The organism is Roseateles oligotrophus, assembly GCF_025717515.1.
Taxonomy (GTDB): domain Bacteria; phylum Pseudomonadota; class Gammaproteobacteria; order Burkholderiales; family Burkholderiaceae_C; genus Paucibacter_A; species Paucibacter_A oligotrophus.
Window position 1 is genome coordinate 1 of the sequence record NZ_JAJIRN010000006.1, and the last position, 13,713, is coordinate 13,713.

General features: G+C 64.7%; 10 protein-coding genes. 3 read left to right on the top strand and 7 right to left on the bottom strand.

The window, feature by feature from the left end:
* Positions 1-225: 225 nt before the first annotated feature.
* The 5 genes from LNV07_RS13435 to LNV07_RS13455 form a co-directional block, all read right to left on the bottom strand.
* On the bottom strand, positions 226-1,308 hold the full coding sequence (locus LNV07_RS13435) for a patatin-like phospholipase family protein (RefSeq protein ID WP_263571679.1): 1,083 nt from the start codon (positions 1,306-1,308) through the stop codon (positions 226-228).
* Between the two features lie 13 nt (positions 1,309-1,321).
* Entirely contained in the window at positions 1,322-3,517 is a 2,196-nt protein-coding gene (locus tag LNV07_RS13440; RefSeq protein ID WP_263571680.1) for a TonB-dependent receptor plug domain-containing protein, read from the bottom strand.
* 98 nt (positions 3,518-3,615) lie between these two features.
* On the bottom strand, positions 3,616-5,979 hold the full coding sequence (locus tag LNV07_RS13445) for a Tex family protein (protein ID WP_263571681.1): 2,364 nt from the start codon (positions 5,977-5,979) through the stop codon (positions 3,616-3,618).
* A gap of 95 nt (positions 5,980-6,074) precedes the next feature.
* Complete coding sequence (locus LNV07_RS13450) at positions 6,075-7,280, bottom strand: DUF5666 domain-containing protein (protein ID WP_263571682.1); 1,206 nt, start codon at positions 7,278-7,280, stop codon at positions 6,075-6,077.
* On the bottom strand, positions 7,264-8,088 hold the full coding sequence (locus tag LNV07_RS13455) for a DUF6502 family protein (protein ID WP_263571683.1): 825 nt from the start codon (positions 8,086-8,088) through the stop codon (positions 7,264-7,266). The genes LNV07_RS13450 and LNV07_RS13455 overlap by 17 nt, the downstream gene beginning before the upstream one ends.
* Before the next feature lie 80 nt (positions 8,089-8,168).
* Here LNV07_RS13455 and LNV07_RS13460 point away from each other — a divergent pair, with 80 nt between their 5' ends.
* The 3 genes from LNV07_RS13460 (at position 8,169) to LNV07_RS13470 (ending at position 11,815) form a co-directional block, all read left to right on the top strand.
* On the top strand, positions 8,169-8,609 hold the full coding sequence (locus tag LNV07_RS13460) for a (2Fe-2S)-binding protein (protein WP_263571684.1): 441 nt from the start codon (positions 8,169-8,171) through the stop codon (positions 8,607-8,609).
* A gap of 12 nt (positions 8,610-8,621) precedes the next feature.
* Positions 8,622-10,856: a xanthine dehydrogenase family protein molybdopterin-binding subunit gene (locus LNV07_RS13465; RefSeq protein WP_263571685.1), complete on the top strand. Its 2,235-nt coding sequence runs from the start codon at positions 8,622-8,624 to the stop codon at positions 10,854-10,856.
* A gap of 152 nt (positions 10,857-11,008) precedes the next feature.
* Positions 11,009-11,815 carry a MipA/OmpV family protein gene (locus LNV07_RS13470; protein WP_263571686.1) on the top strand — a complete coding sequence of 269 codons (807 nt, stop codon included), beginning with the start codon at positions 11,009-11,011 and terminating at the stop codon, positions 11,813-11,815.
* A 4-nt stretch (positions 11,816-11,819) separates the two neighbouring features.
* On the opposite strand, the gene LNV07_RS13475 is transcribed toward LNV07_RS13470, so the two are convergent.
* Positions 11,820-13,130 carry a BaiN/RdsA family NAD(P)/FAD-dependent oxidoreductase gene (locus LNV07_RS13475; protein ID WP_263571687.1) on the bottom strand — a complete coding sequence of 437 codons (1,311 nt, stop codon included), beginning with the start codon at positions 13,128-13,130 and terminating at the stop codon, positions 11,820-11,822.
* 80 nt (positions 13,131-13,210) lie between these two features.
* Positions 13,211-13,708, bottom strand: a complete 498-nt coding sequence (locus tag LNV07_RS13480; RefSeq protein WP_263571688.1) for a response regulator — start codon at positions 13,706-13,708, stop codon at positions 13,211-13,213.
* Positions 13,709-13,713: the final 5 nt, after the last annotated feature.

Genomic DNA, 13,713 nt, shown 5'->3' on the forward strand with positions numbered 1-13,713 from the left:
GATGACGCTGTTTGCGCTGTCCAACCTTTGGATGGCGCGGCGCCAACTGATGGGATTCGGCGCATGAATGCGCCTGAAATTGGCGTTACTGCCTCGAAAGGGGTCGGCGGACGCCCAAATACGGTCGGCGCCCGTGATGTTTGCTGGAAAACTGGTGTGACTTCCGCAATGCAGGCCGGTTTGAACTCGCTAGCAAACTTCAGCTTGAGTTATTCAGGCCATCCCTTACAGCGCCAGCGCCGCAATGCTGGGCTGCTCGCAAGCGGCGGCAAATTCATCACGCAGACGTTGACTCTCGGCGACGGCGCGCAGCCAGTCGGCCGCGCGCGCGCCCACATCGTCACCGTGATGCTGAAAGTCGGCCCGGTCAGGCAGCTTGCCGCGCGGCAGCGTCTTGATCCAATCCGGATGCGGCGCCAGCAAGACCACGTTATCGAGAAAAGCGCTGGACCGATGACGGCGCTTCAGCGATTTATCCAGCCAACCCGGAATGACCTGACGCTGAAAATGCGGATACAGAACCAAGCCTTCCCCTAGCATTTCAGCGTAGTTCAGATGCAAGTGGTAGTCGGTGATGCCGCCGTCCCAGTAAGCACCGCGCGGTGCGCCGGGAATATCATGCACCGCCTGCAGCCAGAACGGGATCGAGCAACTGGCCAACAAAGCGGCCTGAAAGTTCTGCGGCGTCAGCGCGACTTGGCGGCTGCGGTAATCATGCAGCGGCATTGGCAACTCGGCCCCCGGAGGCGAAAACACGACCCGCTCCAAACTGCCGCCCATCAGGCGACGGCCGAGCAGATTAGCCATGAAGGCGCCGGTATAGCCCAGCGGCGTGCGCAACCTGCCCTCTCTCGCCAACAGGTAACGACCACGCGAGGTAAAAATATGCGGCCGGTAGCGAGGGTGACTCAGCACCTGCGCCTCGCGTCCCCCGAAGACCTCGTCCAACTTGGCCGCAAAGCCACGCGTCACCTCGGCGGCGTTCGGCATCTTGCCGGCCGGGCTGTCGTAATGCTGATGGATGTAGTCGCGGGAAAGACGCTCGAACTCGGCCGCCGTTTGCTGCGCGTTACGCCCCAAACAAGCGGTCACCATGCGCCAAGCGCCGATCGAGGCCCCTAACAAATGCACTTCTTGGCTGCTGCGTGCCAACCAGTCTCCGAAGATGAACTGATCCAGCGGACCCAGAATCAGACCCTTGGGGCCACCGGCGGCAGCCGGCACCACGCGCACGTCGTCCGGGCGCAGGCCGCGCTCGGCCAAGCGCGCACGGGCGCGCGGGCCGGCGAAGATTTGTAAAGCCTGCATCGTCATCAATAACTCAGAGCTTGATCTCCAAAGCCGCGCCGAAGCTGGTGCGCGCGACCCGGTCGGTCGTGCTGCCATAGCCCATGCCCACCATGGACGTCTGCTGCGTGTCCAAAGGCAGCAAGTTATTCGCCGACAAGCGCAGCGACAAGGACTTGCTGAACGCCCATTGCGCAAACACATCCAGCGCCCGCGTGCGCGTCTGCTCCAACGATGTCGACTCGGTCTGCTGCGTGGTGTAGCCCGGCATCACGGAAAAACTGACACCGGTCGTCAGCGGCAGGCTGCTCAAGCGGTAATCAAAGCCAACATTACCGGACCAAGGCTGCTGCCCATCCAGGCGGTTGTTCGGGCCTGGTACGACATCAACATTCGAGCGATAAAAACTCAGCGAGCCGCGCAGATTCAAGGCCAGCTTGGGATCGAACACCGAGGGCAGTAACTCTCCCGCGCGGCCTTTGATTTCCAGTTCCAAGCCGCTGGTCTGCGCCTTGGAATAATTGATCGGCTGCATCACCCAGCGTGGCTCCGAAGCCCATTCAACGGCCCGCAATGTCGGCGTGCTGCGGATCAAGTCATCAATGCTGCGATGAAAAAGTCCGACGCTATACATCCCACCGCCGGCCAGATACTTCTCGAACGCAATATCCAAGCCTGTCGCCAATTCGGGCCTGAGGTCGGGGTTGCCCACTCGGTCGGGCGTCTGTTTCGAATTTGGCAACACGCTCAAACTGGGCCTTGCTAACAGCGCATTCATATCCGGCGCTTTGTAGCTGCGAGTCAAGCTGGCGCGAATCAGGTCGCGGCCCTTGGGGTCTAACTTGTAATTCAAATGCCACAGCGGCGTCACCACTTGGCTGGTGTTGCGCACCAATTTGTCACTGCCCCGACTCTCGGTCGCAATGCGCTCGGCGCGCAGGCCGAGATAGGTTGACCATTGCTTGGAGAGTTCCCATTCGTCCTGAACAAACAAGGCTTGACGTTGGATAGTGGCAGAGAAAGTCTGGCCGTCGTACTGCGGCAGTTGCGACCCGCCGTTTTCTGTCACAGTGCGAAGCTCATCGCGTTTGCGCCATTCCAAATCCCAACCCACCGTGATGCTGTGATCATCACCCAGCAGCTGCCCAAACTTGCCGGCCTGCGTGAAGCTGCGATCCTGGTTGTTGCCGACCGTCTGCCGCTGCACCTTGCCATTACGGAAGGCCTCGCTATTAAAGGTGCCTTTGGAGTCCTGCACGCCGGCTTTGAGTTCCAAGCGCTGTGCATCGTTGAAGCGGTTGATCCACTGCAGATTGCCGCGCAGATTCTGCCAAGTGCCATGGCTCGCGCTGTCGTCGTCGAAATTGGGCCGGCCCGAAATCACCGTTTCGCTGTACTCGGTCTTGTTGTTCCAATAGCCTTTTTGCGCAAAGGTCTGCAGCGACGCCGTTTCGTCATCGCTGATCTTCCAGTTGACACGCGGCGCGATGTTGAAACCATGACCCCAGTTGGGCTGCTCGGCTTGCTGAATCCCGCGCGCAGCTTGCAACTGATCATTGCCCTGCACATAGCGCTCGGTCGTGAAGCTGTTCTGGTTGCGCCACTCAAACACCGAAATCGGCAGCGAAAGCGCCAAAGGGCCCAGCGTTTCGCCCAAGGTGAAATTGGCATTCGGCGTCGGCCGCTCGATGCTATAGCCCACCCCCAGCCGCAGATCGCGCTGCGACACGCGCGGCGCATCTTTCAAGATGATGTTGATCGCACCGGCCACCGCCTGCGCGCTCTGGTCGGCGGTCGGGCCCTTGGTGACCTCGATGCGCTCGACCTGCGAGGGGCTGAGTTGATCCAAGGCGAAGCCGGGCGGCGCCGGGTCACCGTTGATTAGGATCAGCGTGTAGCCGGCCCCCAGGCCGCGCATGCGCGGTGCGCCGTCCTGCACCGACACGCCGGGCAGGCGCTTCAACACATCGGACACATTGGTGTCGCCGTACTTGTCCATCTCCTCGCGGCCGTAGATCTGCTTGGCGACCGCCGACTTGCGACGCAGATCCGTGTCGGATTGCTGGCGCGAACTCAGCTCCACCCGTTCCAAGCGGCTGCCCTGCTGCGGCCGCGCCGGGGTATCGCCTATGCCGGCGGGAATATCCTGCGCCAAAACCAGCGTCTGGCAGGCCAACAAAACCAGCGCCGCACAGGCCGCAGGCACGGCACGCATTGAAAAAGATGTCAAACGGAACTCCGGAAATTGCACAACAGGTGCGACACCTTAGCCTGCCTGGGCTGCGAATGCAGCGGGCAAGCGATCAAGCACCGAATCAAGGGGGCGATTTACGAAGCGCCGCCCTTGAGTTTCGCCAAGTTGGCAAAGGCCGCAGCCATCGCGCCACCTGCCGGAGCCGCCGCCGGGGCGGGGCCACGACCTCCACCACCGCCGCCACCGCTGCGCTCATTGCGTGCCGCAGGACGGTAGCTGTTGTCGGGCTTTGACCCACCGCGCTGCACCGGCGCATCCAGCTTCATCGTCAGCGAAATGCGTTTGCGGGCAATGTCCACCTCTTGCACGCGCACCTTGACGATGTCGCCGGTCTTGACCACCTCGCGCGCATCGGTGACGAATTTGTTCGACAACTGGCTGACATGTACCAAACCGTCCTGGTGCACGCCCAGATCGATGAAGGCGCCGAACTGCGCGACGTTGGAGACCGTGCCCTCCAAGACCATGCCCTCGACCAGATCCTTGATGTCCTCAACGCCCTCATTGAAGCGCGCCACCTTGAAGTCGGGGCGTGGGTCGCGGCCGGGCTTTTCCAGCTCGGCCAGAATGTCCTTGACCGTGATGGCGCCGAATTTCTCGTCGGCAAAGGCCTCCGGCCTCAATGTGCGGATGACGTCGCTCTTACCCATCACTTCGGCGGCAGGTCGGCCGACGGTCTTCAGAATGCGCTCCACCAGACCATAGGTTTCCGGGTGCACGCCGGAGAAATCGAGCGGATTCTCGCCGCCCCTGATGCGCAAGAAACCGGCCGATTGCTCGAAGGTCTTGGGCCCGAGGCCCGCCACGTCGAGCAACTGCTTGCGGTTCTTGAACGCGCCATTGGCATCGCGCCAGCGCACGATGGACGAGGCGACATTGGCCGACAGACCCGACACGCGCGACAGCAGCGGCGCCGAGGCCGTGTTCAGGTCGACGCCGACCGAGTTCACGCAGTCTTCCACCACCGTGTCCAGCATCTTGGCCAGCTCGCTTTGGTTGACGTCATGCTGGTACTGGCCGACGCCGATGCTCTTGGGGTCGATCTTGACCAACTCGGCCAGCGGATCCTGCAAACGCCGAGCGATCGAGACCGCACCGCGCAGCGTCACGTCCATATCAGGCAGCTCTTTGGACGCGAACTCGGAGGCCGAATAGATCGACGCGCCGGCCTCGCTGACGACCATCTTCTCGATCGCCACATCCGGCGCCATCTGCTGCAGGCGCTTGATCAAGTCGCCGGCCAGTTTGTCGGTTTCGCGGCTGGCCGTGCCATTGCCGATCGCGATCAGGTTGACGCCATGCGTCGCGCACAAACGCCCCAGCGCATGGATGGAACCGTCCCAATCCTTGCGCGGCTCATGCGGATAAATCACCGCCGTGTCGAGCACGCGGCCGGTGTCGCTGACCACCGCGACCTTGACGCCCGTGCGTATACCGGGGTCCAGGCCCATCACCACGCGTTTGCCGGCCGGTGCGGCCAAGAGCAGGTCGCGCAGGTTCTCGGCGAACACCTTGATCGCGACGTTCTCGGCCGACTCGCGCAGGCGCGCAAACAGGTCGCGCTCCAAGCTCATCGACAGCTTGACCTTCCAGGTCCAGGCGACGGTCTTGCGGATCAGCGCATCGCCCGGCCTTGTGCCCATGGTCCAGCCCAGATGGCGGGCGATGCGGCCTTCGGCCAGGCCAGGCTTGCCGGCCACGACCTCCTCGTCCAGTGCCAGCTTGGCGTCCAAAAACTCCAGCGTGCGGCCCCGGAAAACGGCCAGCGCCCGGTGCGAAGGCACGGTGCGGATCGGCTCGTCGTAATCAAAGTAATCGCGGAATTTGGAGATATCCGGGTTGTTCTCGTCCTTGCCTTCCATCAGCTTGGACCGGAACAGACCCTCGGCCCACAGCCATTCGCGCAGCTTGCCGATCAAGACCGCATCTTCGGCCCAGCGCTCGCTGAGCAGATCGCGCACACCGTCCAGCACCGCAAACGCGTCGGCAAAACCGGCGTCGGCGTTGATGAAGGCGCCGGCCTCGGCTTGCGGGTCCAGGTTCGGATCGGCAAACAGCTTGTCGGCCAGCGGCTCCAGGCCGGCTTCGCGGGCAATCATGCCCTTGGTGCGGCGCTTTTGTTTGTAGGGCAGGTAGAGGTCTTCGAGCTCCTGCTTGGTCGGCGCGGCGTCGATCTTGGCGCGCAGCTCCGGCGTCAGCTTGCCCTGCTCCTCGATGCTCTTGAGCACGGCGGCGCGGCGATCTTCCAGCTCACGCAGATAGGCCAACCTAGCCTCCAGGTCGCGCAACTGGCTGTCATCCAGGCCATCGGTCACTTCCTTGCGGTAGCGGGCGATAAAGGGCACGGTGGCGCCACCATCGAGCAGCTCCACGGCTGCGTTGACTTGGGCCGGGCGAACTTTCAGTTCGGCGGCAATTTGAAGCAGGATCTTGTCCAAAACGTCGGGGCTTGCTCAAAAACACAGAGCCGCGCAGTTTGCCACAGGCCGGATTTGGCCTTGAAGCGGCCAAGCGCTCTCCCGCGCGAGGCCGCTCACTTCTCCACGCTGAGCCGGCTGGCTTCAAGGGCTGCTTGACCGGGCACCCAACGGGCCAGACCGGCCAGTTGTCGTCCCACGCGCAAGTCCTTGGCCGAGCTGCTTACAAAGCGCGTGGCGCTGCTCCAATGCAGCAGCATTCCGCCCACGCTGATGGTCTGACGCAAGACATCAAGCGCGTCGATGCGGCCGCTGAACTCCAGCGGCTCGGCCGCTTGCGCATGCACCTCGCTAGCCACCAGTACCCCGCCAATCATCCGACCCGACACCGAGGCTTCGGCACCCGCAGCAAGGTTTGCCAGACCCTCGAACAAAGCCTGCGAAGCATCGACCGCCACGCCGTCGAGCGCAAAGCGTTGCGCACTGCTGAATTGCGTGACACGCCCGGCCAACTCGACCCTTGAGCCTTCGGGTGGGTGCACCGCGTCCTCGCGCAGCGCCAGCAGCGCCAAGCTGCCGTCGGTACGCGCAGCCCCCACCACCAGCCGCACCACCGCCCCAAGCTCAAGCCCCGCAGGCAGCAAGGCCGCATCGGCCGCGTAGGCTTGCAAACTGCCGACCTGTACGGTGCCGGCAGCACGGTCGATGCCAGAAAGCAGCCCGCGCAGCATGTCGGTGTCGCCCGGCCGGGCCAGCGCGACGCGCGAGGCCACGACCTCGGAGCGGGCCAAATCGAGCTGCCCCCAGACCCTCAAATTACGGCCGGTGCCGCCCGCGCCAATGCCGCTGAGGCCGGGTATCGAAGGCGGCAGCTTGACCCGCTGGCCCAGAATAATCGCGGTCTGGGCATCGAGCCAGGTCGGCACGCCGCGCAGCTGGGTGTCGACCACCAGCGACTGCGCCAACGCCAGCTTGCGGCCCGCCACGGTGATGATCTGCCCCGCCCGCACCCGTGCCGTCATGCCGGGCTCGATCTCGTTCTCGCGCAAGCTCTGCCCGTCGCCGTCCGACAGCAGTGCGCCGCCGGTCGCCAGTTGCACACCGCCCACGTTGATCGGCCCGACCGCATTGACCGCCGCACTCAAAAAGCTGCCCCGCACGATGCCGGTGCCACCCGCGCCTATGCCCAGCGGATGGCTGGTGGGCTGCTCGATCAAGGCTTCATCGCTGCCGCCCCCGCCGCAGGCCGACAACGCAGCGCCTCCGGCGAGTGCTAACAACAGATGGCGCCGGGATGGATTCAACTCAGGGCTTGGCTTCATGGTCATTCTCTGGTTCGTTGAACGTAAAAAGGCCCAGGCGAGCGCGGTGCGTCCCGCTGCGGCCTGCGGCTTGATCCTCGGCCACGCGGCGCTCCAACTCGGGCACCACCTCGGCCAACACGCGTTGCCATTGCTGAGCCGCAATTTCTCGAATCGCGGCCGCCGTGGGCTCGCTGAGTTCATCGGCAAAGATGGCTTGCTCGAAGTGCCGCCGGTCGCGGTGGATGACGTTGGCGCTGGCCGCTGCGAGATGGTCGCCGACGTTGGCGCCGAGAAAACCGAACATCTGGGCGTCGTCCTTCTCGGGCACATAACGGTCGGGCTCCAGGTGCACGGTCAGGCCGTCCTCGCTCAGGCGCGCCATCCCGAGGCGCAGCATCTCGTCGAGCAGGCTGCGTGGATGCACGTGGCGGGTGATGGACTGAGCCAAGGCTTCAAAGCTCGGCGCTTTGCCGTTGCGTGGCATTGCGCGCGGCTGGCCGGTTTCGTCGCGCAACTTCTTGGCCGTGCTCCAGCGCAGATAAAGCTGGTTGACGGCCGAGGGCTTGGCCGCCGCGTTCACATCCGGCGCGGCACTCAGCCTCGCCACCTCGCGCCGACTCAGGCCCGTGGCCGTCGCGACCTGGCTCACGTCGCGCGCCCCCACGCCGCCGGCGGCGCGCTTGGCCTCGCGAGCGGCATCGACAAAGGCCTGCTTGAGCGCCTCCTCGGCCCGGTCATAGGCCAGGCCCTGCGCCACGCAAAGGCGCGTGAGCGGCAGCAACACAGCCTCAAGGGCCCGCAGTAACAACTCATTGCGTTTTTCCATTTGACAGATCAATTCTAAGCGCGCAAAGTGAAATGCGCAATTTGTGCATTTCATCAAATGGTCAGCCAAAGGAGCTTCTCATGCCTAGCTACACCCTCAACGTCAATGGCGTGGACCGCCCGGTCAACGTCAGCGCCGCCGACATGCCCCTGTTGTGGGTGCTGCGCGATGTCCTCAACCTCACCGGTACCAAATACGGCTGCGGCATCGAGGTCTGCGGCGCCTGCACCGTGATGGTCAACGGCGAGCCGCAGAAGTCCTGCGATATGGACGTCTCCTCGGCGGTTGGCAAACGCATCGTCACCATCGAGGGCCTTTCGCCCGATCGCAGCCATCCGGCGCAAAAGGCCTGGATCGCCCACCAAGTGCCGCAATGCGGCTATTGCCAGTCAGGCATGTTGATGGCCACCGCCTGCGCGATGCAGGCCGGGCACCACGGGAGCTCGATCGCCTCGGAGCTCAGCAATGTCTGTGTCTGCGGCACCTACCAGCGCATCAAGAGCGCTGTGACCACTCTCTAGTCAGGAATCATCATGAGCAGCCAACTTCAACGCCGTGAGTTTCTTGCCTCCACCGTCGCCTTCACCCTGGGCTTCCAGCTTGATGGCCGCGAGGCCCGTGCCGCTGCGCCAAGCACTCAAGCAACCACCCAGGTCAACACCTGGCTGCGCATCGCCGCCGACGACAGCATCACCCTCACCGTCGGCGCCTCCGACATGGGCCAAGGCTCGGTACAGGGCTTGGCACAGATCCTGGCCGAGGACCTGATGGTCAACCCGACCCGCGTGCGCATCGCGCAGGGCGGCCCCACCATGGTCAACCCGGCGCCCGTGGGTGCAGCCATCAACACGGTCGGCTCCGGCGTCACGCGCAACAACTTCTGGCGCCTGCGCGACGCCGGCGCCATTGCCCGCGAGACGCTGGTGCAGGCGGCCATGAATAGCCATGGGGACCCCGCCCGCAGCAACTACTCGGTGCTGGACGGCATCGTCAGCCACAGCAGCGGCGCGCGTTACTCCTACGGCCAGCTGGCCCCCGCCGCCGCCCTGCTCACCCCGCCCGCCAGCGCGCCGCTGGTGCCCGGCGCGCAGCTGCGTTGGATCGGTCAAGCGATGGAGCGACAAGACATTCCGAGCAAGGTGGACGGCAGCGCCCGTTACGGCCTGGATGTGCGCCTGCCCGGCCAGGTGTTCGCGGCGGTCAAACATTGCCCGACCTTTGGCGGCAAGCTGGCCGCAACGCCGACCAAGCCCGCGGCAGCCATCGCGGTGCTGCCGCTGGCGGTGGCCGCCGGCACCGCGCGCGGCGCCGACCTTGCCGGCAATATCAATGCGGTGGCGGTCGTGGCCAGCACCAGCTGGGATGCGATGCGCTTGGCCCGTGGCCTGAGCGTCAAATGGACCATGCCCGCCAACGCCGCCGCGCTCAACAGCACCCAAATTCTGGCCGACGCCAAGGCCTTGCTGAAAAGCGCCCCCGCCTATGTCGCCGGAGCCGCCAACTCGCCGGGCACCTGCTACACGGTCGAGGCCAGCACCGCCGACCCCGATGCGGCGCTGACCCGCACCGACGTCAAGCGCCTGGACGCAACCTACACCCTGCCCTACGTGGCGCATGCCTGCATGGAGGTGCTGAACTGCACGGTGGACTATGTTGCCGGGCAGCGCTGCGATGTCTACGCCCCCACGCAATCCGCCCGCAACGCGCTGGCCATCACCATGCTGCTGACCGGTCTGCCCGAGAGCGCCGTGCACATCCACACCACCTTGCTGGGCGGTGGGCTGGGGCGCAAGGCCGAGGTGGACTTCATCGCCCAGGCGGTGCAACTCGGCATGGCCCTGGGTCGGCCGGTGCAGCTCTTCTACCCCCGCGAGGAAGACTTCAGCCACGACCAATACCGCCCCATGGCCGCCGTGCAGGTGCGCGCCGCGCTCGACCCCGGCAATGCGGTGGCGAGTTGGATCTACCGCAATGTCTCGCCCTCTATCCTTGGTCAGCGCGGCAGCGTACTTGGGCCCAAGGGCGACAGCCAGGGCTATGAAGCCGCGCAAGGCTTGCCCTACGCCTTTGGCGCGCGACGGGTCGAGTGGGTCAGTCATCCCGCGCCTATCCCGGTCGGGTTTTGGCGCTCGGTGGGCGCATCGATCAACACCTTCGCGGTGGAGTCGGCGATCAACGAGTTGGCGCAGTTGGCCGGTCAGGACGCGCTGCAATTCCGCCGCGCCCGGCTGACCGACCCGCGCTGGCTTGCGGTGCTCGACGCAGTGGCCGGCGCCAGCGGCTGGAGCAGCGCGCCGAAGACAGGTACCGCGCGCGGCGTGGCCATAGGCACGGCCTTCAACACGATTGTGGCGATGGTGGTCGAGATCACCGGCAGCAGCCTCAGCAACTTCAAACTGAGCCGCGTCTGGCTGGCCTGCGACTGCTACCTCACCGTCAACCCGCGTAACGTCGAAGCCCAGCTGATCGGCGGCGTGGTGCACGCGATCAACGCGACGCTGTACGGCCAGCAGACCTTTGTGAACGGCGCGGCGCAGCGCAAGAACTTCAACACCAACCCGATGATCCGGCTGCAGCAGATGCCCACCGTCGCCGTCACCTTGATCCCGAGCCCGACGACGCTGGACCGCGCCCAGGCCATCGGCGGTGTGGGCGAGCTGGGCGTGCCAAGCTTTGCACCGGCCTTGGCCGGCGCGCTGCTCAAACTCACCGGGCAGGCGGTGCGAAGCTTGCCCTTGTTGCCGAATGCGACGATGGGAGAGGGTTGAAGGGCTGAGGGGCCATGCGCCCACTCAGCCCGGTCGAATACCCTGACCTTTGGCTGGGTTCATGTGTAGCTGGCATAGTGCGGCCCTGTCGCGCAGACCGATCTGCGTGCTTTGATCCCGAATTCCTTGCCCAATACACAGAGAGATTTCTCATGACACCTAGCACCCGCGCCCTGCTGAATATCGCCTTGCTGAGTGGCTTGGCCCTCGCCGGCCAAACTGCCTCCGCCCAAGCCTTTGACGCCGCCCGCATTTATGGTGCCATTCCTGACCGTGACGGCGGTGCCTTGGGCCTGGCCGTCTTTGGCGGGCAAAAATACCTGGGCGCCAAAGAAACCCGCGTCTTGCCCGTCCCGGTGATCGACTACCAATGGAGCAACGGCTTCTTCGCCGGCACCGGCAACGGCCTGGGCATCAATTTTTCCAAGCAGGCCAACGTCAGCTACGGCCTGCGGGTCACGGCCGATTTCGGCCGCGATGAAGACCTGTCCGCCAACTTGAACGGTATGGGTGACATCAAGATTCGCCCCGAATTCGGCGGCTTCGTCAACTACAACCTGACTCAGAGCTTTGTGTTGACTTCGTCGCTGCGCTATGGCGCGGGCAATGACAGAAAAGACATGCAGCTCGACTTGGGTGCCGTCTACTCCACGATGCTGGCTCCGCAATGGCGCATCGGCGCGGGTGCGGCTATCACGCTGGTCAATGCGGACTATATGCAGACGAACTTCGGCGTTACGGCGGCGCAGTCCGCGCGCAGCGGTCATGCCGTCTACACGCCCGGCGCCGGCCTGCGTGATGTGCGCGCCAACCTGTCGCTGACCTACGCGATCGACCAGCGCATGGCCGTCACCGGCGCGTTGTCGGCCCGCGCCTTGCAGAGCGATGCCAAGGACAGCCCGCTGACCCGCAAGGCCAACAGCCTCGGCGGCGGCGTGGTCTACACCTACCTGTTCTAAGGCGTCACCCGGCGCTGCGAGCCTTCAGCCAAGCCGCCGCGCCGTCACCGGCAACCCGCCCGCTGGCCATGCTGGCAGTCAGCAGATAGCCGCCTGTCGGCGCTTCCCAGTCCAGCATCTCGCCGGCGCAGAACAAGCCCGGCAGTTTCTCAAGCATCAGTTCTGGGCTCAGCGCCTCCAGACGCACGCCGCCGGCCGTGCTGATCGCCTCGGCCACCGGCCGCGCCGCCACCAGACGCAGCGGCAAGCGCTTCAGCGTCGCGGCCAAGGTGGCCGGATCGCCGTACTGTTCCTTGTTCAAGACCTCGCGCAGCAGACCGGCCTTCAGGCCCTCGATGCCCAGCCGGCTCTTCAGGTGGGTGGACAGCGAGCGCGGCCCGCGCGGGCGTGCCACCTCGGCGGCGACGAAATCAACGCTGCGGTCGGGTAGCAGGTCGAGGTGAATCAAGGCCTGACCGAACTCGGCAATCTCTTCGCGCAACAGCGCGCTGGCCGCATAGACCAGCGAGCCTTCGATGCCGTCCTCGGTGATGACAAACTCGCCTTGGCGTGAGAACTTTCGCCCGGTCTGGCCCTCAAAATGCAGCGCCACCGGCTTGACCGGCAGGCCGGCGAAGCGCGCGGTGAAGAGCTCGCTCCAACCGATGGGCGCGACGGCTTGCGCCAGGGTCGGGTCTTGCCGGGGCCCCAACTCGAAGCCGCAATTGGCCGCACGCAGTGGCGCGACATCGACACCCCGCTGCGCCAGCAACGGAGCCCAAGCGCCATTGGAGCCGAGCTGCGGCCAGGAGGCGCCGCCCAAGGCCAGCACCACCACATCGGCCTTGACGGTCAGCTCACCGGCTTCACCGCTGGATGTGCTGGCGAAACGCAAGCCGCCGTCGTCGGCCCAGCCCAACCAGCGCTTGCGCATATGAAAGCGCACGCCGGACTCACGCAGCCGGTGCAACCAGGCTCGCAACAAAGGCGCGGCCTTCATCGAACTCGGGAAGACCCGGCCGGAGCTACCGACAAAGGTATCCACCCCCAACTCGGCGGCCCAGGCGCGCAGGCCCGGTCCATCCAATTGATCCAACCAAGCCGCCACCGAACTACTGCGCTCGGCGAAGCGCGAATCAAACAAGGGGCGGTCCTCGGAGTGGGTGAGGTTCAGCCCGCCCTTGCCCGCCAGCAGAAATTTGCGCCCGACCGAGGCCATCGCGTCATACAGATCGACTTCGATGCCGGCCGCCCGCAGCCGCTCGGCCGCCATCAGGCCGGCCGGGCCACCTCCGATGACGATGGCTGTTTTTGATGAGGAACTGGGCTGAGACATGAGCGGCGCTTTCGACTGGAATTGAGGCGGGAGTGTGCCAGATCAGCCCATGACCGGCCCATGCCCCGGCCAACCAGCGCTCAGTCCTTCAGATCGGGGCAGTCGCAGCGCGCCAGTCGCTCACTCAGGGCCAGGGTCTCGGCGCGCAACTGCGCGATCTCCTCGGCGGTCTGCTTTGCCTGCCCATAGGCGCCGGCGGCGCTGTTGACGGTCATCACCAGGTCGGCATTATTGAAGGGCTTTTCCAGAAAACGATAAAGCTGCGCCTCGTTGATCGCGCGCCTGACGCCGTTCAAGTCGCTCTGCCCGGTCAACATGATCTTGACGGTATCCGGCAAGCGCTCATGCAGGCGCACCAGCAACTCGTCACCTTTCATGCCAGGCATGATGTAGTCGGCGATCACGACGGCCAGCGCGTGACCGTCCTTCTTCAGATCGTCGGCAATCTCCAAGGCCTCTTCGCCGCTTTCGGCAATCTCGATGGTGGCGGCTGCGCCTGCATGCTTGCTCAGCAAGGAGCGCAGCGCGGTCAGCACGGTGCTGTCATCGTCAACGCAAAGAATGGTCGTTTTTCCCATCGCGA